Source organism: Bacillus cereus group sp. N12 (genome assembly GCF_016483575.1).
GTDB lineage: Bacteria > Bacillota > Bacilli > Bacillales > Bacillaceae_G > Bacillus_A > Bacillus_A toyonensis.
The window spans coordinates 15421-35814 of record NZ_JAEHBO010000007.1; the positions used below are offsets into that span (position 1 = coordinate 15421).

Sequence of the window (20394 nt, forward strand, 5' to 3'; positions counted from 1 at the left end):
AGAAGGGAGAGAGAAATATGGCTGTAGAAGTTGTAATGCCGAAATTAGGAATGGCGATGAAAGAAGGTATTATTACGAGTTGGAATATTAAAGCTGGTGATAATGTAGCAAAAGGAGAATTAATTGCTAGTATTAATTCTGAAAAAATCGAAACAGAAATAGAAGCACCCGCTGATGGAACGGTACTGGATATAGCTGTAAGTGAAGATGAAGGAGTTCCACCTGGTACTGTAATATGTTACATCGGAAAACCAAATGAACAGGTATCGGTAAATGAAACCGTAAATGCTACAGAAGAATCAATACCGAAAGTAGAACCTCAAAATGAACAACATCCTGAACCGTACGCGGAAGAAAGATCAAAGAAACAAAGAATAAAAATATCTCCTGTAGCAAAGAAAATGGCAACAGTTGAAAATCTTGAAATTTCCACATTAATAGGAACAGGTCCTGGTGGGAGAATTACAAAGGCAGATGTATTAAAAGTACTTGAAGAAAAAGTTGCTACCCCAGAAACGTTTGTAAAAGAAGAAAGTAAAATAATCCCTATTACCGGTATGCGGAAAGCAATCGCAAATCGGATGCAAGCAAGCCTCCAAAATAGCGCACAATTGACATTAACGATGAAAGTAGATGTTACGGATTTAGTTGCTTTACATAAAGAAATAGCGGAAGTTGTACAAAAACGGTACGATAACAAACTAACCATTACTGATTTCGTTTCTCGTGCTGTTGTATTAGCGCTTCAGGAGCATAAGGAAATGAACAGCACTTATATAGATGATGCAATCCATCAATTTGAACATGTTCATTTAGGTATGGCAGTGGCGTTAGAAAATGGCTTAGTCGTTCCGGCTATTCGCTTTGCAAATAATCTATCTTTAATAGAGTTATCTAAAGAGATTAAAAATGTGGCACAAAAGGCACGAACAGGTAGTTTAAGTAGTGATGGTATGAAAGGAACGACATTTACAATTAGTAATTTAGGAAGCTTTGGTATCGAATATTTTACGCCAGTATTAAATACACCTGAAACTGGTATTTTAGGTGTAGGTGCAATTGAACATGTTCCAGTATATAAAGGAAAGAAAATAAAAAAAGGTAGTTTGTTACCTTTAAGTTTAACATTTGATCATAGTGTACTAGACGGTGTACCAGCAGCTGCATTTTTACGCACAATTAAACAATACTTAGAAGAACCGGTAACAATTCTTTTATAAAGAGAAGGTGAGAGAATGAATAAATTAGTAGTTATTGGAGGCGGACCCGCTGGATATGTGGCGGCAATTACCGCAGCTCAAACTGGGAAAGATGTTACTCTTATTGATGAAGATGATCTTGGTGGAACTTGTTTAAATGTCGGGTGCATGCCTACGAAATCTTTGTTAGAAAGTGCTGAAGTATACAATATTGTTAATCATGCGCAACGTTTTGGTGTATTAGTAGACAAACGAAGTATATCAATTGATTGGAATCAAATACAGACGAGAAAATCACAAATTGTTGTGCAGCTCGTACAAGGAATACAATATTTAATGAAGAAAAATAAAATTAAAGTTATAAAGGGGAAAGGGAAATTTGAAACGGATCATCGTCTGCGAGTTACGCAGAGGAATAAGGAAGCGATAGTGGATGGAGAACAATTCATTATAGCGGCAGGTTCAGAACCTACTGAATTACCTTTTGCTCCATTCGACGGGGAATGGATTTTAAATAGTAGTCATGCGATGTCCCTTGAAAACATACCAGCTTCATTACTTATTGTTGGGGGCGGCGTAATAGGTTGCGAATTTGCTAGTATATATAGTCGTCTTGGAACGAAAGTAACGATTGTTGAAATGGCACCGCAATTACTACCTGGTGAAGATGAAGATATCGCAAGCATTTTAAGAGAGAAATTAGAAAATGACGGTGTAGAAATTTTCACAGGAGCTGCTTTAAAGGGATTAAACAATTATAAGAAACAGGCTTCGTTTGAATACGAAGGAAGTATGCACGAAGTAACTCCAGAATTTGTTCTCGTTTCTGTTGGCAGAAAACCTCGTGTACAAGATTTAGGATTAGAAAAAGCAGGAGTTCAATTTTCAAATAAAGGGATTACTGTAAATGAGCATATGCAAACGAACATAGCACATATTTACGCAGCCGGTGATATTATTAGAGGAATACAGCTTGCTCACGTAGCCTTTCATGAAGGAACGACAGCAGCATTACATGCGAGCGGAGAAGATGTGAAAGTAAACTATCATGCTGTACCTCGTTGTATATACACAGCTCCAGAAATAGCTAGCGTCGGTTTAAGTGAAAAAGGTGCAAGAGAACAATATGGTGATATTCTTATCGGAGAATTTCCTTTTACAGCGAACGGAAAAGCTCTTATTTTAGGAGAACAAATGGGGAAAGTAAAAGTCATTGTGGAACCTAAATATCAAGAAATTGTAGGGATTTCTATTATCGGTCCTCGTGCAACTGAACTAATTGGTCAAGGCACCGTAATGATTCATACAGAAGTTACCGCTGATATTATGAGAGGTTATATTGCAGCACATCCAACTTTATCTGAGGCAATTCATGAAGCTTTATTGCAGGCGGTAGGACATGCTGTACATGTTTAAATGAAAATATAATAAGCCACTATTCTCTAAATGAATGAGAGAATAGTGGTTTGAATTTTTACTATTTAATTTCAATAGCTGAAGTTATATCGTTCCAATCAGCAGCTAAATTAGCAGTTTTACCATACCAATCAGCGTGTTTAAATAAAACACCTTTTCCATATCCTTGTGTAGAAGTATGCTCCCAAAGTGTCGTTGAATAACTTGCAGAAGGTGACGCTGTACTTACAGAAGAAATTCTGTCGTTCCAGCTAGATGGTAAGTTTTTAAAGCCGCTGCTCCAGTAAATATATTGGCCACCTTTATCTTTATGTTCATAAAAATCAGTACTACCAGCACCACTACCTAAAGGATTAATTTTATTTTTAAGTACTTTTTTATCCTTTTCAATATAAGCATCCAATGTTTCTCTACTAGTAAAACCATAAGCTAGCCAATCTCCATTTTCATTTTGCTCTGGTAATACCATAGTAATTTGGATGTCTTTCTTATCCTGATCACTTAATTTTGCAAATGAAGTAACATTCTGTTCATCCACTTTTAAATAATCAAATGACTTAATTGTGTTACCTTTTTCTTCAGCACTTGCTACGCCTAGTCCGCCAGTTAATGCAAAACCCGCTACTAATGTTCCTGCTACTAATTTCTTCAACATATAACCATCCCTTTTTGTTTAGATTTTTGTACAGGTGAATTTTGTACAACTAAAATGTATTCTAATTTCTTATTTTTGTAAATATTCTGAAGTTTTAGAAATAATAGGCGGAATATTTACATTTTTACATTTTTTCTTTAGAAAAAATGGTTATTGGAATGATATAATAAGCGGATACATTGCTTTTCTTGGATGATAAAATGTTTTAGGAGAGATGTAATTGAAATATTTCACAAAAGATTGGTATAAAGAAATGCAAATTTCAGGATTTGTGCATTTCATAGAGTCAATAGAAGAATGGAAAGACATAGATCCCGATTATATACAAAGTTTGAAAGACGAAGTAGAAGAAAGGAAAGAAGATTTATTACACTATCTTCCTGAAACACTACATCCATACATTCATAACAACATGTTTGATTCAGTATATCTACCTAATGAATTAAAGAAACTTTTGTTAGAGTGGACAGCAGATTATGAGGCAAGAATGGAACGATTAGATCAATCATACTTAAAACATTTTAATTCCATTAAGAAAAAACTTCCGTCTCATGTCGCTCAGCTACATGAGATGTCACTACATGATAGTGTGATTAAAGTAGTAAAGAGAAAATCAGAAGATACTTTGTCTATCGTATTAGATTGCAGTGGTACTTTTAGTGAATTTGATAAACTTAAAGTGACTTTTATAGGAGTAACAAAGTGTTCTATGCCAGAAAACTTTGAAAGTGCTTGGTGGCTATATCATGAAATAGCTCTTACTGAAGATGGTTTTGAACTAGGTGTTTTATTTGACTATCCATTTAGAGAAGTGACGATTTGTGCAGCAGATGTATTCCTTGAGAAAAAATGATTAAGTTACATGTATATTAACTAATAATAAAGAGAGTTCCTTTAGATGGTATTTACAAGTTCAACAATAAAAAAACAGTCAATAAAGACTGTTTTTTTTATTTTGATGCTAGATTCTCAAGCTTCCAATATGTATTTGTTAATGGAGCAACTTTACTATCAATATACAAATACATGTTATTTAAGTCTTTAGGAGAAGTTTTCATTTCAAATACAACGTCAGTAGTTAAAGAAAATTTGTGTGGAACATTTTTATAGTGCTCGTCATCTATCGGATGAGCTTCACCTTCATATTTCTGACCAGTTTTTTCATCTTGTATGAAATATTTTATTTTCGAAAGATCAATAGTTTGTCCATCGTCTCGAACATTATTAATCATAACACGAGTAGTAAGGCGCCACTCTTTGTCTATTTTTTCAAATTTTGCATTTTCAACTGTTGCTCTATAGTATTCGTTTTTAACTATTTCTCCATAGTGCATTGCATTTTTTTCGAGAGTGCTTTTTTCTTGTTTTGGTGTAGTATTGCTATTACATCCTGTTAATATTCCTGTAAATAATAATGCTGTACAAGTTACTTTAATTAAAGATTTCATAGTAATTCCTTTCTGTATTAAAAAGTAAAACATAGGAATAATTTTACATGAGTAAGGAAATAAATAGAAGTCTTTTAGTAGAATATGCAAATGTGCATTTATTTTATGTAAAGTTAACAAAATAGAAAAAGAGAGAAAACCTGCATAAAGACGGAAGAAAAAGGATTGAAAATATTGTGAAACGGAAGAAACGTGCATATAATTAACATAAAGTTCAAATTTCTGAATCTTCAATAACGGTGGTGATAACATGTTTACTGAAGAACGTCGGGAGAAAATTTTAGAACTACTTAGTACAGATGGAAGAGTAATCGCAAAGGATATTGCGGAAAGATTTGATATGTCTATTGATTCTATAAGAAGAGATTTGTCTATTATGGAAAAGGATGGTTTATTAAAAAGAACGCACGGAGGTGCAATTGAACTTACGCGAGTGAGGAACTTAGCTGCGGAACCAGCTAAACGTTATAGTGATAGCTCAATATATGAGGACACAATTGCAAAGGTTGCGGCATTATATATACAAGAAGGTGATTCAATTTTTATTGGTGGGACTTCCATTCATAATGCTATGCTGAAATATTTACCGGAAGTATCATTTACAGTTATTACGAATTCTATAGAAATAGCGGGTCATCTAAGAGAATATAAGAATATTGATACGTATTTAATTGGCGGAAAAGTAAAACCTTCAGGAAATATTACTGATACACTTGCCTCTGAATTGATAAGTAGATTTTCTATTGATCTTTATTTCTCTACAGGTGGAGGCATTTCATTACAAGGTATTAGCACTGCAACACCTGAAGTTGCTTATTTTAGTAAAAGAGTAAGTGAAATTGCTAGAAGAAATATTTGTTTAGCTCCGCATAATAAACTTGGAATAGATTGTTTTATAAGAGGAGAGTCTCTAAAAGAAATTGACCTTATTATAACTGACGAAAAGGCTAGTAAAGAAACTGTTCAGGACTTTGAGAAACAAGGTAAACAAGTTGTAATAGCGCCATTATATTCATTTGAAAGGAGTTTGACATGATTGTAAAAGAGCAAAAGTTTCATATAAATGGATTAACTTATACAATTCGTTCTGCAGCTGAGAAAGATGCTGACCAGTTATCGAAAATTAGAGTTCAGATTGATGGAGAAACTGAAAATATGGATAGAGATGCTGGAGAGGGATTTATAGATGACCTAGGGTTTCAAAAAATAATAAAAACAGATAGTGAAGAGACGAAGAATCTCTTTTTAGTTGCAGAAGTGCACAATCGAATCGTTGGATTTTCAAGGTGTGAAGGATCAAATTTTAAGAGATTATCTCATAAAGTGGAGTTTGGTGTTTGCATTTTAAAAGAGTTTTGGGGATATAGAATGGGTAAGAGCCTATTACAACAATCTATTAAATGGGCTGACGAAAATGCAGTAAATAAAATATCTTTACAAGTATTAGAGACAAACGAGAAAGCTATTCATCTTTATAAAAAATTAGGTTTTGAAGTAGAAGGCATTTTGAAAAATGACAAAAGACTATTGGATGGAAAGTATTATAATACGGTAGTGATGGGAAGGTTTACTGATACTTTTCATAAAAGAGGTGAAGAAGTATGTTTTACAGAAGGAAGGACTATGTAGTGAAAAATGAATTCATAGAAGTATTTAATGATCATTTCAATAACACAAACTTACCTAATCAATTAAAGCATGGTTCTAGGCTAATAGGACGCTGGATGAAAGATAATAAGAATGGTACGTCTGAAGTATTTGCCATATGGGAATATGATAGTTATGAACAGTATAAAGAAATAGAATCGAAAATTAGAAGTGACGAGATGCATGTTAGAAGAATACATGAATGGTATGAAAACTATGGCGGGAAAGAATATGTTTTACAAGAGTACATAGTAGAGATGAAAAATGAAGAGTTAGTATGTAATGTAAAATAATGGGAGTTAAGACTAATGCAGGTCAGAACGAAATTATATATTAGTTTATCAGCCGCTATTTTATTTGCAATAGCCGTGATTGTTTTCTTTATAAATGGTAATCCACAAAAATGGTTTTGGTTATGTATTTTCTTTGCGTCCATTATACAAAATATAGTGCTACTAAAAAAGAATAAAGAAATGCATTAAAATATTCAAATTATTAACATATTTGTGTCGTCTTTCTAGTTGTATTGAAAACGCTTTTATTCAGTTTTATAATAAAAGTATGTTTTATAAAGTGAAACTTTAATCAGTGGAGGTGTTATTCATCCCTCACTAATTATTAGTTAAACCAATCAGGCTTTTACGGGCAGCCTGACCCCCACCTAACTTCTTTGCTCTAGCTGAATTTTGAGGTGGGGGTCTTACTGCCCGTTAATGCGGAATAAATCTCCAAAACAATTAAAAGGGAGATGATACAATGTTAGCTTCACCGTTTTACTTACATACATGGAAAAAGTTTATTGATAAAGGAGTCCTTGATTCGAACCGTATAAACGAAAGAATTTCAGAGTCATGGCATCGATGTAAACAAGCAAATGTGAATCCTCATATGAATAAAGGTCAGAAAATTTTGTCTTCTAATATTTTTCAAGAACAAAAGAAAAAGAGTGAAATTTTCCTTGATATAGCATTACCTCAAATACAAAATATGAGAAAAATCATTGATGAACTACAAATGATGGCATTATTAATCGATCCAGATGGTTATGTTCTATCCTTAAGTGGAAATAAACAAACGTTAAAGCGAGCGAAACATATTAATTTTATTGAAGGTGTAAAATGGACGGAAGCAGCTGTGGGGACAAACGCAATAGGAACAGCATTAGAAATTGAAGAAGCTATTATGATAAGTGGTACTGAACATTACTCCGTGGCATCTCATAGCTGGAGTTGTGCGGCTGCTCCCATTCATAACGATGACTTGAAATTAATTGGTGTTCTAGATTTCTCCTGTCCAATTGAATTTTCGCATCCATATATGCTCGGTATGGTAACTTCAATTGCACATGCGATAGAACGTGAATGTAGCATAAGAGTTCATCAAAATGAATTACACTTAATTCATCGTTTTTTAGATGTCATTGATAGTGATGAACAAGTAGTTATTTGTAATCATCGTGATGTTATCGTTTCTGCGAGTAAGAGCGTTCGGAAACGAGTAACTAATTGGTCAAGAATGAAACTTGAAGATTTAATGCGCTATGGATTGGAAACTAAATTAGAGATACCAGTATATAGTAATGAAAGAATGATCGGGAAATGTATGTATTTAAAGGAAAACAAACAAATGAATACATATTCTGCTTTCACATTTATAAAAGGAATTACTTTTTCAGGAGTTACCGGGACAAGCAAAGCATTTCAACACACACTAGAAGAAATTAAGCTTGTTTCACCGACTGATGCTAGTGTGTATGTATGTGGCGAGACAGGAGTAGGAAAGGAATATGTTGCGAGAGCGATTCATGAAAATAGTCCAAGAAAAGACGGGCCCTTTATAGCTGTTAACTGCGGTTCTTTGCCTAAAGAATTAATGGAAAGTGAATTGTTCGGTTATACTGAAGGTGCGTTTACAGGTGCGCGACGTCAAGGATATAAAGGGAAATTTGAACAAGCGAATGGAGGAACATTGTTTTTAGATGAAGTTGGTGAAGTACCATCAGAGATGCAAGTAGCCTTATTGCGTGTTTTACAAGAACGCACAATAACTCCAATAGGAAGTTCAAAAGAGGTACCAGTAAATATTCGTATTATTACTGCCACACATAAAGATTTACTACGGTTAGTAGAAGAAGGGAAATTCCGTCAAGATTTATATTATCGTTTGCACGTTTATCCGTTATATGTTCCATCGTTACTAGAAAGAAAAGAGGATATTCCATATTTTATACAACACTTTTGCGAACGGAAGAATTGGAATGTTGTATTTCCAAAGAGTATTTGCAATCAATTTTTACAACATACATGGCCCGGAAATATTCGAGAACTAGTAAATGTATTAGAACGCATTTACATTTTGTCGCAAGGACGGGAAATATGCGAAAAACAAGTCGCTTTTTTGATACAAACAATGATGGGAAGTGAAAGACAATCCCAGTTGCAAACAGAAAATAATGAAGAACATACATTAAGTTTCCGTGAAAGAATACAGCATGATAGTATGATTGAAGCGCTTCAAAAGACGAACGGAAATGTTTCGTTAGCCGCAAAACTATTGGATGTACCCCGTAGTACATTTTATAAACGAATGCAAAAATTTAATCTATAAAAGTAGATTTTTGTAATCTGCTTTTTCTTTTTGAGCTCATGTTCTGTCGGAATGTGCGCTTCCCAGGGAAATAATAAAATAGTTAGACGGGAAATTCCCTAAAGGAGGTTAGTATGTGAAGTATATTGAAATTGGTATCGGGAATAGATGGTTCGTTCGAACAGAGACCGAAAATACAGACGGTACTGAATTTGAGGAAAAAGGAATTGTGAGACCTATTTATTTTGAATCATTTTATGTCCGTGTTTGGTTTCGGAAAACGTGTTTTATTTTTGATACGAAAGAGGGCTTTAAGAAAGTAAGGAAAAGTAGAGCTGAGTATAAGTTTATTATTGGAATTGTGAGTAGGTTAAAACAATAAAATAAAACAGGTTGTATTTTTATGATTATAATAATCACATACATACTCGCAATTATTATAATAGGCTATTCTATTTATAGTTAGAATGATGATTTTAAGAAAAAATAGCACACTTTAAATATGTGAAGTGCGCTATTTATATAATCCCGTTGTATACATCTCCGTTAATGTATACACTATTTCTTCTAGTTTTACTTCTTTGTTATTTTGTACAATAGTCCAAAGAAACATTTCATTCATTGCGAACCAACCGCGTGCCACGAGCTCTTTATTTAATTCAGGATGCGCTAATCCACTTTCTTGAGAGTAAGTAATATCCTGCGAAATACTTTTTATAAAGCGTTCGCGAATCTCACCCCATTTTTGACGTATCTCTTTTGATAATCCGATTGCTTCTTCGACAACTTGCAAAATAGCTCGTTCTTCTTCTGCTAATTGTAGGAATGCTCTAACTTGATTTTGAATCAAGTCACGTGCTGCTGCTTTCGTTTGAGGGAAGAAAGAGCGTCCAGCAATATTATAAAAACGATTCATAACATCTTCCATTAACACGATAAGGAGATCATCTTTGTTTTTAAAGTATACATATGCTGTTCCATAACCAGTTTCTGCATGTTTAATAATTTGCGTGATTGTCGTTTTCTGAAATCCATTAGTAATAAAAATAGTGTAACCCGAATGTAATAGTTTCTTTTTTGTTTCTAAGGAGCGGTGTTTTCTTGTTGAAAGAGTAGTGTTTTTCAAAGAATCACCTCTTTATACTGAAATATCTGAAAATATAATTGTATTGTAAAAGAAGATAGTATGTAAAGTCAACTGACATAATATCATTGACGTTATATCAACTAAGGTGATATATTTCAATTAGTTAGAATAAAAAGAAAATTAAGAGAAGGTGACACCATGTATAAAGAACCATTTCAACCAACTTATGAGTATGCGCTTGAGTGTGATAAACATGATGAACTGAAAGATTTTCAAACTGAATTCTATAAAAAAGAAGGAACTATATATTTAGATGGAAACTCATTAGGACTACTTTCGAAAAGAGCAGAAAAATCGTTACTTACTTTACTAGATTCATGGAAAGAGTATGGCATTGATGGCTGGACAGAAGGCGAACATCCATGGTTTTTCCTTTCGGAGAAATTAGGTGAACTGACGGCACCTCTTATTGGAGCTTTACCAGAAGAAACTATTGTAACCGGTTCTACGACTGCGAATATACACCAAGTTATTGCGACGTTTTATGAGCCGAAAGGAATACGTACAAAAATTCTTGCGGATGAATTAACTTTCCCGTCAGATATTTATGCACTTCAAAGTCAAATTCGTTTAAAAGGCTTAGAGCCAGATGAGCATTTAGTAAGAGTGAAAAGCCAAGATGGTCGAACACTTTCTGAAGAAGATATTATTCAGGCAATGGAAGATGATATCGCTTTAATTTTATTACCTTCAGTTTTATATAGAAGTGGTCAAATTCTTGATATGAAACGTTTAACAGCGGAAGCTCATAAACGCGGCATTCATATTGGATTTGATTTATGTCATTCAATTGGTTCTATTCCACATCATTTTAAAGAGTGGGATGTTGATTTCGCTGTATGGTGCAATTATAAATATTTAAATGCAGGGCCGGGTGGTGTTGCAGGCCTTTATGTAAATAGTAAACATTTTAATAGACTGCCAGGATTGTCTGGATGGTTTAGTTCTAGAAAAGATAAACAGTTTGATATGGAGCATACATTAACAGCTGCTGATCATGCAGGTGCTTATCAAATTGGTACACCTCACGTATTAAGTATAGCACCATTAATTGGTTCTCTTGAAATTTTCAAAGATGCTGGTATGGAACGTTTACGTAAGAAATCTTTACATATTACGAGATACATGCTGGATTTAATTGATCATGAATTAAAAGATTTCGGATTTACAATTGGAAACCCGTTAGAGGATGAAAAACGAGGTGGACATATTTATTTAGAGCATGCGGAAGCAGCGCGTATCTGTAAAGCACTAAAGGCAAATGGAGTAATTCCAGATTTCAGAGCACCAAATGGGATAAGACTTGCGCCAGTAGCTTTATACAATACGTATGAAGAAGTATGGAATTCTGTTCAAATTTTAAAGAAAGTTATGAAAGAGGAAGAGTATAAACAATTTGAAAATAAACGAGAGGTTGTGGCATAAGAATGCAAACATCAAAGTGGATTGATATTTCACAGCCATTAAATAATGATATTGCAACTTGGCCAGGAGATACACCGTTCTCGTATGAAGTTTCATGGTCAAAAGAAGAGAGCGGTTCAGTAAACGTCGGAAAGTTAACGATGAGTATTCATACAGGTACTCATATTGATGCGCCTTTTCATTTTGATAATGACGGAAAGAAAGTAATAGATTTAGATGTTCAAGTTTATGTCGGACCTACGCGAATCATTGACGTTTCTAACCTTGAAAGCATCGGAAAAAAAGAATTAGAAAGTTTTCATTTAGAAGGTGTAGAACGACTATTATTACGTACATCTTCACATGGTAAAGCAGAAGAATTCCCAGATGTGATCCCACATTTACGTGCTGATATTGCACCGTTTCTTTCTGATAAGGGAATTCGTTTAATCGGAGTGGATGTACCATCAGTTGATCCGTTAGATGATAAAGAACTAGCAGCACATCATCAATTGTTTAAATATGGAATTCATATTTTAGAGAATGTCGTACTAGATCATGTAGCAGACGGCGATTACGAATTAATTGCATTACCACTTGCGTTAACAGATGCAGATGGAAGTCCAGTTCGAGCTGTCATTAGACCAATATAAGTAGAAACATATAAAAGGGGTGTTTGACTAATATGAAAGAAAACGAAAAGGTAATTATGGAAAAAGGGATTCACACGGATTTTAAGGAAAATATGACGTATGGTGAGTATTTACAATTAGATAGTTTACTATCTTCTCAAAAGAGATTATCAGACCATCATGATGAAATGTTATTTATCGTTATTCACCAAGCTAGTGAGCTTTGGATGAAGCTTATTTTACATGAACTAAATGCAGCAATTGAATCGATTAAAAACGATAAATTAGCACCGGCATTTAAAATGTTAGCACGTGTATCAAAAATTCAATCGCAAATTATTCAATCTTGGGATATTCTTGCGACATTAACGCCATCTGAGTATATTGAATTCCGTGATTCACTCGGTCAAGCTTCAGGCTTTCAATCGTATCAATATCGAATGATTGAGTACGCACTTGGTTATAAAACACCACATGCATTAAAGATTTATGAAAAAGATCCAGAATTACACGCTCGTCTTCATAAAGCGCTACACGCACCAAGTTTGTATGATGTTGCGATACAGGCGCTTGTTAAAGAAGGCTTCCCAATTCATAAAGATGTGTTGAATCGTGATATTACGCAGCCTTACGAAGAAGATGCAACTGTAGAAGCGGCTTGGATAGAAGTGTATGCGGACGTGAAGAAATATTGGGATTTATATCAGCTTGCTGAAAAATTAATTGATATCGAAGATTGGCTACAACAATGGCGTTTCCGTCATATGAAAACGGTAGAACGCATTATCGGAAATAAAATGGGAACTGGCGGATCTTCAGGTGTATCTTATTTAAAACGAGTACTTGATCAACAGTTCTTCCCTGAACTTTGGAATGTTCGTACGAAATTATAGGAAAAAGCTTGTCAGCTAATTATGGCTGATAAGCTTATTTTTTTATTTGAGCACAATTATGTTTTAATAAAAGGAACAAGATATAATAAATGAATTAACTATTTTAATGGAGGTAAGATTTTTGGATTTTAAGCAACTACAAAATAAATTTGAAAAGAAAAAAGTGAATACATTTCTTATTTATCAAAAAGGGGAATTAACAACTGAGTATTATAAAACACCCGAATGTGTAAATAACTTATATAAAATAAATTCGATTACAAAAAGTATCGTATCTTTATTAATTGGTATTGCAATTGATAAGGGCTATATAAATGATATACATACACCGATTACAGAGTGGATTGAAAATGTACCTGGGGAAAAACATGATTTAACGCTGTATCACTTATTAACAATGACTACTGGTGAGGATTGGAAAGAGTTTGGGAATGGAGTAGTATTCCCAAATGACTTTGTAGAATCAGAGAACTGGGTACATTACATATTAGAAAAGCCAATAATTGAAGAACCTGCTACAAAAATGAATTATAATTCAGGTTCTTCACATTTACTTAGCTATATTATTCAAGAAGCTACTGGGATGTCGACAGAGCAGTTTGCGAAAAGATATTTATTTGAGCCATTAGAAATTAGCGAATATGAGTGGCAACAAGATCCGCAAGGTATATATGTCGGCGGCTTCGGTATGAAAATGAAATCTACCGATTTATTAAAATTAGGAAAACTATGTTTGCAAAATGGATATTGGAATGAGAAAGAAATTGTATCAGCGAAATGGTTAGAAGAGTCAAGTAGGGCGCAATTTGAAACATATGAACATGTCGGCGCATATGGATATCACTGGTGGGTATTACATAACGAAAGATTTCACATACCGTATTGTATATATTTCGCTATGGGGTACGGCGGACAATACATCGTTATCATTCCTCAGTTAGAAGTAGTAGCTATTATAAGTAGTCATATGCCAAAACGTGGGCTCGTTCCATTAAAATTATTTATTGAGCATGTACAGGGAAATTCCAATTATATATAAGAAAAGGAGGGAATGTATGAGGGATGAAAAAACTTTATCTTTATTTAGACTATGTTTAAGTCTTCTAGCATGTAGTGCCATTATTACGCAATTCATACTCAGGGCACAATTGAAACCGTTCAATCCAGTTAATTTTTTTAGTTTCTTTACGATTGAAAGTAACATTTTAGTTGTATGTATTCTCCTTTTAAGCAGTATCGGAACAGCTACATTTGGTCGCTCAGAACAATTTAGTATACTTCGAGGTGCGGCAACGGTATAACTCATTTATTTTTTGCTATTAAGAGGATTAGAAGAGTCACTTCAAACGGCAATACCATGGGTAAATACAGTGCTACATTATATCATGCCGATTGCAATGCTTTTAGATTGGATTTTAAATCCACCTATTAAGAAAATCACTTGGAAACAATCTACAAGTTGGCTCTTATTCCCGTTTTTTTACGTTGTATATAGCTTAATACGTGGCCCAATCGTGAATTGGTATCCATATCCGTTTTTAGATCCAAGAATAGGTGGGTATGGTAAAGTACTTTTATACAGTATAGGGATAGCGGTTGTAATTGGCGCTATTTGTATATTGGTAAGATTTTTAGGGAATCGAAACTTTAGGAAAGAATTTTAGAAATGCAAGGAGCCCCACTGTTTCCGTTTTTAACAGTGGGGTTTCATTTTATCCCGCATTAACGGGGCAGTAAGACCCCCACCTCAAAATTCAGCGAAAGCAAAGAAGTTAGATGGGGGATCAACTGCCCGTAAAAGCCCGATTGGTTCAACTAATAATCAGTGGGAGATGAACAACCCCCCCACTGATTAAAGTTTTACTTTATCTACTCGTCTTCTGAAACGACAACTTTATAAATTTCTCTGTCTTCGTTTCAAATTCTACATCAACAAAAACACCATATTCTTTTCCATCTTCACGTAGCCACAATTTAAACTTTTCAACAGTTATTTGAACCGTTTTTGGTTTTCTACCTATATGAAGATAATCAACAATCTCTGCTTTCGGATATTGTTCTTTCGTCTTTTCTACAGCAAGTTTACCCCATTTTGCATAAGGCGGTTGTGCATGAACAATCGATGACCCGGTATATATATTTAAACATGTTGTTAATAAAAGAATGACGAATGCGATACGCTTTAACAATTGCTTCATAATGAACTCCTTTTCTCCTTTTTGTATATTGTTTACATATTCTTTCAACGATATAAGTTTGGATTTTTTTGTCTTCTTTACATAAAAGCGAGGCTTTTACAAAACATAACCAAGAAATCATTTCTGTAATTAAGGAGGGAAAATTATGCGCCAAAAAGCTATTTTTAAAATAGCAGTTTTACTTGCGTTCATAGGACTGTCTTTAATGGTCAGTAGTATACAACTAAAGAATGTAGAAGCTTTTTCTAATCAAGTCATTCAAAGAGGAGCATCTGGCGAAGATGTCATTGAACTGCAATCTCGTTTGAAATATAACGGGTTTTATACGGGAAAAGTGGATGGTGTTTTCGGATGGGGTACATACTGGGCACTTCGGAATTTTCAAGAGAAATTCGGATTACCCGTTGATGGTTTAGCTGGAGCTAAAACGAAGCAAATGCTCGTAAAGGCAACAAAGTATGATAAGTCAACTGCTAATAAAGGGACGACAACGAATAAAGGAAATAGTGGTGGCTCTGCACAAGAGAATAAACCATCTCAAAATAAAGGGACAAATGTTCCGAACGGTTATTCTCAAAATGATATTCAGCTTATGGCAAATGCAGTATACGGGGAATCACGTGGTGAACCGTATTTAGGACAAGTTGCAGTAGCTGCTGTTATTTTAAATCGTGTTACAAGTGCGTCATTCCCCAATACTGTTTCAGGTGTAATCTTTGAGCCTAGAGCATTTACAGCGGTAGCAGATGGACAAATATATTTAACGCCAAATGAAACAGCAAAAAAAGCGGTTTTAGATGCGATAAACGGATGGGATCCAACAGGAAATGCTTTATATTATTTCAACCCAGATACTGCGACAAGTAAATGGATTTGGACTCGTCCACAAATTAAAAAAATTGGTAAACATATTTTCTGTAAATAGAGCGGAGGTGGGATAATGTTAAGAGGTATTATCATTGTATTATTAACAGTTGGTGTAGTTGGAACAGGATATTGGGGCTATAAAGAGCACCAAGAGAAAAATGCGGTTTTAATTCGAGCGGAAAATAGTTATCAACGAGCATTCCATGATTTAGCATACGAAGTTGATTTATTACACGATAAAATTGGTACAACACTTGCGATGAATTCACGCTCATCTTTATCACCTGCATTAGCAGATGTATGGCGTTTAACATCTGAAGCTCGTTCAGATGTAGGACAACTCCCGTTAACATTAATGCCGTTTAATAAAACGGAAGAGTTTTTAGCAAATATCGGTGATTTTAGTTACCGTGCAGCCATTCGTGATTTAGAAAAAGAGCCGTTAAATGAACAAGAATATAAAACGTTGCAAACTTTATATTCAAATGCGGGAAATATACAAGATGAACTAAGGAAAGTACAACATCTTGTTTTGAAAAATAATTTACGCTGGATGGATGTTGAAATGGCACTTGCATCAAATCGCGATCCAGCAGATAACACAATTATTGATGGATTAAAAACTGTAGAGAAAAACGTAACATCATACTCTTCTACAAACTTCGGACCGACCTTTACAAGTGCACAAAAAAATAAAAAAGGTGGATTTGAAGCAGAAGGAAAGGCAATTTCTAAAGATGAAGCAGCAAAAATCGCAAAATCATTTTTAAATTTAAAAGGAAATGAAAAAGTCGATGTAGAGAAAAGTGGAAAAGGTGCGAAAGAATCATTCTATAGTGTGAAGATTAAAGACTCTGCAACGAATAATGAGTTTTACATGGATATTACCGGAAAAGGCGGATATCCAATTTGGGTAATGAATAATCGAGAAATTAAAGAACAGAAAATTAGTTTAAACGATGCAGGAAGTAAAGGATTGACGTTTTTAAAGGATCATAAGTTTAATAATATGGAGCTTTATGATAGTTCCCAATATGATACTATCGGCGTGTTTACTTATGTAGTAAATGAGAATGGCGTACGGATCTATCCGGAAGCAATCCAAATGAAAATTGCTTTAGACGACGGATCTATCGTTGGATTTTCTGCAAAAGAATATTTAGCATCACATCAAAAACGAACAATTCCGTCTGCCAAGCTAACTGCAGCAGAAGCAAGGAAGAAAATTAACCCTGATGTGAAAGTGATGGAAGAGCGAAAAGCAGTCGTAGTAAATGATTTGCATAATGAAGTACTTTGCTATGAATTTGTTGGAACGTTAGGGAAAGATACGTATCAAATTTTCATCAATGCGAATAGCGGAGCAGAAGAAAAAGTGAAAAAAATGCAAGCTGTTGAAAAAATTTATGATTAAACCTTAATAGTAAAGTGGTGAAAAGAATGAAAATTCTAATATATGTGTTGATGCTTTGCTTTTTTATAACTGGATGCAGTATTGGAAAAAAAGACAATCCAAATGAAAAGCCAGAACAAAAAAATGTCTCAATGAAAAATGTTAATTATACAAACAAATCAAATAAGCCAAATGAAAAAGCAGCGGATCATTTAGCATCTTTAGCGGCAAGTGTGCCAGGTGTGAATGATGCAACAGCAGTAGTTGTTGGAAAATATGCTATTGTAGGTATTGATGTAAAAGCGAAACTAGACCGAACTCGTGTTGAGTCAATTAAGTACTCTGTTGCAGAAAGTTTAAAAAACGATCCGGATGGTGCGAATGCAGTCGTTGTAGCTGATGTTGATACGTATGAACGGCTGAAACAAATTGGAAAGCAAATTAAAAAAGGGAAAACTGGCGAAGGTATACTGGATGAATTAGCAGCAATTGTTGGCCGCGTGATGCCACAAGTTCCGAATGATATGATTGAAAATAGAGAAACGAATCCAATTAAAGATAATGACAAGCAATTACCAAAAGATGAAGAACAAGAACTAAGAAAAGAACAGAATGACCAATCTAATAATCATTTGAATAAGTAAAATGAGCCTCGTACTAAATTGTACGAGGCTTTTTAAATATAATATTAAATATTCAGTTTATTTTTAAGGAAATATATGGTTTAATTATTGTGGGAGGGACAACTGGTATGATGAAAAAAAGTGCATTTATTTTATGTGGTTTCTGCCTAAGTTTCAGTATGACAGCGTGTGAACAAAAGAAAGAAGTGAAAAAGCAAACAGCGACTTCTTCTACTGTGATGGAAAGTCAGAAGAAAGAATTTATCAATATAAATCATTTCTCAAAAATAGATGAAGGAATGACTTATACAGAAGTGAAAGATTTAATCGGTTTTGAAGGAAATTTACTTATAGAAGAAGGGGTAGAACATTCTACACAAATTAAACAAATTTTTGCTTGGAAGGGGAATAATCCAAATTCATTTGTTGAAATTACATTTTTGGATGGAAAAGTGCATTCTAAATCACAGCAAGGTTTAAGTTAATTTGATAAAAATGGGAGAGTATAGCATGAACATACATACTGGGGAAATACAATTAGTTCCGTATAAGGAGACGTATAAAGAAATTATACAATCATTTACTTTACCAAGTGAACAAGTTCAATTCACATCAGATCCAGGCGAATTATTGAAAAAAGCAAAAAGCGATCGCACAAAAAATGTAATTGTTATTTTAGATTACAACGGGGTACCTGTTGGTCTTTTCGCATTACAAACAGGCGAAAGAGTACAAGAGTTCACAGAGAATGAAGATGATTTACTTTTAACATCATTTTCTATAAATTATAATAAACAAAGAAGAGGATACGCTAAAAAATCATTGGCATTATTACAAGATTTTGTAAAACGTTATTTTCCAATAAAAAATGAAGTTGTACTTGCTGTAAATGAAAAAAATATGCCAGCACAAAAGTTATATGAAAAAGTTGGCTTCGAAGATAGAGGCTTTAGAAGAATGGGACCGATTGGTCAACAAATAATAATGCATTTACCTATAATAAAATAACGGGATAGAAAACTTACTCTTGAACATTCATGTAGTAAGTTTTTTTTATTTTGTGTTATGTTAGTAAAAACGAAAGTAGGTATCCAAAAAAGATAAAGGTTTCAACATATATAGTTGAAAGGTCAATGAATATGCGAGGAGTAATGATATGACAATTTATATTGCGTTACTAAGGGGAATCAATGTAGGTGGACATAAAATAATCAAAATGGCAGATTTAAAACGATTGTTTGAATCAATAGGATTAAAACAAGTGAAAACATATATTCAAAGCGGTAATATCGTGTTTGAATCTGAGGAAGATATAAACGCTCTAAAAGTAAAAATTGAATTTGAAATTAAAAGGGAATTTAATTTTGATGTTCCAGTCATCCTAAAAACAAATGAAGAATTTATAAACACTATAAAATATTCCCCTTATAAGGCGGATGCTTTGTTAGAAGGAGAAAGTATACACGTTGCATTTTTAGCTCATCCATTTTCTGAAGATGAGAGGAAGCAGTTACTTATGTACAAAAGTGAACTTGAAGATTGCTATATAGATGAGAAGGTTGTATATTTGTATTTCAAAAATAGCATTCGGAATTCTAAATTAATGAACCAATTTCAGAAGTTACATAAACCAGCTACAGTCAGGAATTGGCGAACTGTTAATAAATTAAAAGTAATTGTAGAGGGTATGTAAATATAAAAAGATGAGGTTTTCTATATATAGAAAACCTCATCTTTTATTTATATTGTTTTGCAACTATGAGTTCGACAATAGGATAAATAAAGAATGAAGAACAAAGTGCGATAAACAGTGGTAGGTTTTTAACTCCATCTAAATTGGAACCCATAGAAAAACCTTCCGAGAAGAGTAATAGAAGGAACAATACAACTACAAGTACAAAATACGCAATTTTAAAGCTTTTATATGTAATTTGCTGTCCCATTTCATCCTGACTTTCTTCTGATACACCCTGGGGATCTCCCCATGTAATATGATTGATGAGGTAGCTAAGTATTAAAGCGCTTGTAAAAATTGTTCCACCTAAAATTACACCTCCATTGATGTATTTATAAGCTCCGTGTATAAGTACTCCGACTAATGATAAAACAATTGTTATTAAAATGAATTTTTTACGATTCATATTAGAACAACACCCCCACGATTGTAAAAAATTCTTTACATTTATAGTATAAAATTGGAAAAGGTTCATGTCAAATACTTTTTACAAGCAAGGCAAATGTATATAGTATTTTGTTTTAATGATAAATAAAAAATTACATTACATT

Annotated in this window: 24 protein-coding genes and 1 pseudogene; 20 read left to right on the forward strand and 5 right to left on the reverse strand. The window is 33.8% G+C overall.

What is annotated here, in order from left to right:
* Positions 1–17: 17 nt before the first annotated feature.
* Together JDS92_RS05670 and lpdA are read left to right on the forward strand one after the other, a co-directional pair.
* Positions 18–1220 (forward strand): dihydrolipoamide acetyltransferase family protein, encoded by a 1203-nt coding sequence (locus JDS92_RS05670; RefSeq protein ID WP_199631633.1) that lies wholly within the window; start codon positions 18–20, stop codon positions 1218–1220.
* Between the two features lie 15 nt (positions 1221–1235).
* Positions 1236–2615: a dihydrolipoyl dehydrogenase gene (lpdA, locus tag JDS92_RS05675; protein ID WP_098711325.1), complete on the forward strand. Its 1380-nt coding sequence runs from the start codon at positions 1236–1238 to the stop codon at positions 2613–2615.
* Positions 2616–2676: 61 nt separating this feature from the next.
* On the opposite strand, the gene JDS92_RS05680 is transcribed toward lpdA, so the two are convergent.
* On the reverse strand, positions 2677–3270 hold the full coding sequence (locus JDS92_RS05680) for a hypothetical protein (RefSeq protein ID WP_000914451.1): 594 nt from the start codon (positions 3268–3270) through the stop codon (positions 2677–2679).
* A 220-nt stretch (positions 3271–3490) separates the two neighbouring features.
* Between JDS92_RS05680 and JDS92_RS05685 the strand changes: the two genes are divergently transcribed.
* Positions 3491–4123: a DUF4085 family protein gene (locus tag JDS92_RS05685; RefSeq protein WP_098711324.1), complete on the forward strand. Its 633-nt coding sequence runs from the start codon at positions 3491–3493 to the stop codon at positions 4121–4123.
* Between the two features lie 97 nt (positions 4124–4220).
* Here the strand turns inward: JDS92_RS05685 and JDS92_RS05690 are convergent, their stop codons facing one another.
* Entirely contained in the window at positions 4221–4718 is a 498-nt protein-coding gene (locus JDS92_RS05690; RefSeq protein ID WP_087969368.1) for a hypothetical protein, read from the reverse strand.
* 250 nt (positions 4719–4968) lie between these two features.
* Between JDS92_RS05690 and JDS92_RS05695 the strand changes: the two genes are divergently transcribed.
* From JDS92_RS05695 to JDS92_RS05720, 6 genes are all read left to right on the forward strand, one after another.
* Positions 4969–5754 (forward strand): DeoR/GlpR family DNA-binding transcription regulator, encoded by a 786-nt coding sequence (locus JDS92_RS05695; RefSeq protein ID WP_000493647.1) that lies wholly within the window; start codon positions 4969–4971, stop codon positions 5752–5754.
* Positions 5751–6347 (forward strand): GNAT family N-acetyltransferase, encoded by a 597-nt coding sequence (locus JDS92_RS05700; protein ID WP_199631634.1) that lies wholly within the window; start codon positions 5751–5753, stop codon positions 6345–6347. The genes JDS92_RS05695 and JDS92_RS05700 overlap by 4 nt, the downstream gene beginning before the upstream one ends.
* Entirely contained in the window at positions 6320–6658 is a 339-nt protein-coding gene (locus JDS92_RS05705; protein WP_199631635.1) for an NIPSNAP family protein, read from the forward strand. The genes JDS92_RS05700 and JDS92_RS05705 overlap by 28 nt, the downstream gene beginning before the upstream one ends.
* Positions 6659–6673: 15 nt before the next feature.
* Positions 6674–6847 carry a hypothetical protein gene (locus JDS92_RS05710; protein ID WP_001198096.1) on the forward strand — a complete coding sequence of 58 codons (174 nt, stop codon included), beginning with the start codon at positions 6674–6676 and terminating at the stop codon, positions 6845–6847.
* 274 nt (positions 6848–7121) lie between these two features.
* Positions 7122–8972 carry a sigma-54-dependent Fis family transcriptional regulator gene (locus tag JDS92_RS05715; RefSeq protein ID WP_199631636.1) on the forward strand — a complete coding sequence of 617 codons (1851 nt, stop codon included), beginning with the start codon at positions 7122–7124 and terminating at the stop codon, positions 8970–8972.
* 115 nt (positions 8973–9087) lie between these two features.
* Entirely contained in the window at positions 9088–9333 is a 246-nt protein-coding gene (locus JDS92_RS05720) for a DUF3977 family protein (protein WP_000873854.1), read from the forward strand.
* A 132-nt stretch (positions 9334–9465) separates the two neighbouring features.
* On the opposite strand, the gene JDS92_RS05725 is transcribed toward JDS92_RS05720, so the two are convergent.
* Positions 9466–10077, reverse strand: a complete 612-nt coding sequence (locus tag JDS92_RS05725) for a TetR/AcrR family transcriptional regulator (RefSeq protein WP_000799616.1) — start codon at positions 10075–10077, stop codon at positions 9466–9468.
* A 159-nt stretch (positions 10078–10236) separates the two neighbouring features.
* Here JDS92_RS05725 and kynU point away from each other — a divergent pair, with 159 nt between their 5' ends.
* The 5 genes and pseudogenes from kynU to JDS92_RS05750 all read left to right on the forward strand — a co-directional run bounded on the left by kynU (position 10237) and on the right by JDS92_RS05750 (position 14691).
* A complete protein-coding gene (gene kynU / locus JDS92_RS05730) occupies positions 10237–11523 on the forward strand; it encodes a kynureninase (protein ID WP_199631637.1) in 1287 nt (428 codons plus the stop codon).
* A 2-nt stretch (positions 11524–11525) separates the two neighbouring features.
* The gene (kynB, locus tag JDS92_RS05735) at positions 11526–12155 is read left to right on the forward strand and encodes an arylformamidase (RefSeq protein WP_001194976.1); all 630 of its coding nucleotides are present in this window, start codon (positions 11526–11528) and stop codon (positions 12153–12155) included.
* Between the two features lie 32 nt (positions 12156–12187).
* Positions 12188–13027 (forward strand): tryptophan 2,3-dioxygenase, encoded by an 840-nt coding sequence (gene kynA / locus JDS92_RS05740; RefSeq protein ID WP_000661947.1) that lies wholly within the window; start codon positions 12188–12190, stop codon positions 13025–13027.
* A 121-nt stretch (positions 13028–13148) separates the two neighbouring features.
* Positions 13149–14066, forward strand: a complete 918-nt coding sequence (locus JDS92_RS05745) for a serine hydrolase domain-containing protein (RefSeq protein ID WP_199631638.1) — start codon at positions 13149–13151, stop codon at positions 14064–14066.
* A 16-nt stretch (positions 14067–14082) separates the two neighbouring features.
* Positions 14083–14691: pseudogene (locus JDS92_RS05750) on the forward strand (Pr6Pr family membrane protein).
* Positions 14692–14892: 201 nt separating this feature from the next.
* On the opposite strand, the gene JDS92_RS05755 reads toward JDS92_RS05750, so the two are convergent.
* Entirely contained in the window at positions 14893–15225 is a 333-nt protein-coding gene (locus JDS92_RS05755) for a YqzG/YhdC family protein (RefSeq protein ID WP_000811610.1), read from the reverse strand.
* A gap of 145 nt (positions 15226–15370) precedes the next feature.
* On the opposite strand from JDS92_RS05755, the gene sleB reads away from it, so the two are divergent.
* The 6 genes from sleB (at position 15371) to JDS92_RS05785 (ending at position 19801) form a co-directional block, all read left to right on the forward strand.
* Positions 15371–16150, forward strand: a complete 780-nt coding sequence (gene sleB, locus JDS92_RS05760) for a spore cortex-lytic enzyme (protein ID WP_001249051.1) — start codon at positions 15371–15373, stop codon at positions 16148–16150.
* A 15-nt stretch (positions 16151–16165) separates the two neighbouring features.
* Complete coding sequence (gene ypeB, locus JDS92_RS05765) at positions 16166–17506, forward strand: germination protein YpeB (RefSeq protein WP_000943731.1); 1341 nt, start codon at positions 16166–16168, stop codon at positions 17504–17506.
* Between the two features lie 26 nt (positions 17507–17532).
* Complete coding sequence (locus JDS92_RS05770; RefSeq protein ID WP_000698005.1) at positions 17533–18129, forward strand: YhcN/YlaJ family sporulation lipoprotein; 597 nt, start codon at positions 17533–17535, stop codon at positions 18127–18129.
* A gap of 107 nt (positions 18130–18236) precedes the next feature.
* Complete coding sequence (locus tag JDS92_RS05775; RefSeq protein ID WP_000976449.1) at positions 18237–18593, forward strand: hypothetical protein; 357 nt, start codon at positions 18237–18239, stop codon at positions 18591–18593.
* A 25-nt stretch (positions 18594–18618) separates the two neighbouring features.
* The gene (locus JDS92_RS05780; protein WP_098711318.1) at positions 18619–19116 is read left to right on the forward strand and encodes a GNAT family N-acetyltransferase; all 498 of its coding nucleotides are present in this window, start codon (positions 18619–18621) and stop codon (positions 19114–19116) included.
* Positions 19117–19264: 148 nt separating this feature from the next.
* On the forward strand, positions 19265–19801 hold the full coding sequence (locus JDS92_RS05785; protein WP_098711317.1) for a DUF1697 domain-containing protein: 537 nt from the start codon (positions 19265–19267) through the stop codon (positions 19799–19801).
* Between the two features lie 43 nt (positions 19802–19844).
* Here the strand turns inward: JDS92_RS05785 and JDS92_RS05790 are convergent, their stop codons facing one another.
* Positions 19845–20249 carry a DUF2178 domain-containing protein gene (locus tag JDS92_RS05790; protein WP_199631639.1) on the reverse strand — a complete coding sequence of 135 codons (405 nt, stop codon included), beginning with the start codon at positions 20247–20249 and terminating at the stop codon, positions 19845–19847.
* Positions 20250–20394: the final 145 nt, after the last annotated feature.

Excerpts from the sequence above, each read along its gene's own strand:
- JDS92_RS05700 (WP_199631634.1), top strand. The coding sequence starts at position 5,751 with ATGATTGTAAAAGAGCAAAAGTTTCATATAAATGGATTAACTTATACA.
- kynU (WP_199631637.1), top strand. The coding sequence starts at position 10,237 with ATGTATAAAGAACCATTTCAACCAACTTATGAGTATGCGCTTGAGTGT.
- JDS92_RS05710 (WP_001198096.1), top strand. The coding sequence starts at position 6,674 with ATGCAGGTCAGAACGAAATTATATATTAGTTTATCAGCCGCTATTTTA.
- kynA (WP_000661947.1), top strand. The coding sequence starts at position 12,188 with ATGAAAGAAAACGAAAAGGTAATTATGGAAAAAGGGATTCACACGGAT.
- JDS92_RS05705 (WP_199631635.1), top strand. The coding sequence starts at position 6,320 with ATGTTTTACAGAAGGAAGGACTATGTAGTGAAAAATGAATTCATAGAA.
- ypeB (WP_000943731.1), top strand. The coding sequence starts at position 16,166 with ATGTTAAGAGGTATTATCATTGTATTATTAACAGTTGGTGTAGTTGGA.
- JDS92_RS05790 (WP_199631639.1), bottom strand. The coding sequence starts at position 20,249 with ATGAATCGTAAAAAATTCATTTTAATAACAATTGTTTTATCATTAGTC.
- JDS92_RS05780 (WP_098711318.1), top strand. The coding sequence starts at position 18,619 with ATGAACATACATACTGGGGAAATACAATTAGTTCCGTATAAGGAGACG.
- JDS92_RS05680 (WP_000914451.1), bottom strand. The coding sequence starts at position 3,270 with ATGTTGAAGAAATTAGTAGCAGGAACATTAGTAGCGGGTTTTGCATTA.
- lpdA (WP_098711325.1), top strand. The coding sequence starts at position 1,236 with ATGAATAAATTAGTAGTTATTGGAGGCGGACCCGCTGGATATGTGGCG.
- JDS92_RS05770 (WP_000698005.1), top strand. The coding sequence starts at position 17,533 with ATGAAAATTCTAATATATGTGTTGATGCTTTGCTTTTTTATAACTGGA.
- JDS92_RS05775 (WP_000976449.1), top strand. The coding sequence starts at position 18,237 with ATGATGAAAAAAAGTGCATTTATTTTATGTGGTTTCTGCCTAAGTTTC.
- kynB (WP_001194976.1), top strand. The coding sequence starts at position 11,526 with ATGCAAACATCAAAGTGGATTGATATTTCACAGCCATTAAATAATGAT.
- sleB (WP_001249051.1), top strand. The coding sequence starts at position 15,371 with ATGCGCCAAAAAGCTATTTTTAAAATAGCAGTTTTACTTGCGTTCATA.
- JDS92_RS05785 (WP_098711317.1), top strand. The coding sequence starts at position 19,265 with ATGACAATTTATATTGCGTTACTAAGGGGAATCAATGTAGGTGGACAT.
- JDS92_RS05715 (WP_199631636.1), top strand. The coding sequence starts at position 7,122 with ATGTTAGCTTCACCGTTTTACTTACATACATGGAAAAAGTTTATTGAT.
- JDS92_RS05690 (WP_087969368.1), bottom strand. The coding sequence starts at position 4,718 with ATGAAATCTTTAATTAAAGTAACTTGTACAGCATTATTATTTACAGGA.
- JDS92_RS05670 (WP_199631633.1), top strand. The coding sequence starts at position 18 with ATGGCTGTAGAAGTTGTAATGCCGAAATTAGGAATGGCGATGAAAGAA.
- JDS92_RS05695 (WP_000493647.1), top strand. The coding sequence starts at position 4,969 with ATGTTTACTGAAGAACGTCGGGAGAAAATTTTAGAACTACTTAGTACA.
- JDS92_RS05755 (WP_000811610.1), bottom strand. The coding sequence starts at position 15,225 with ATGAAGCAATTGTTAAAGCGTATCGCATTCGTCATTCTTTTATTAACA.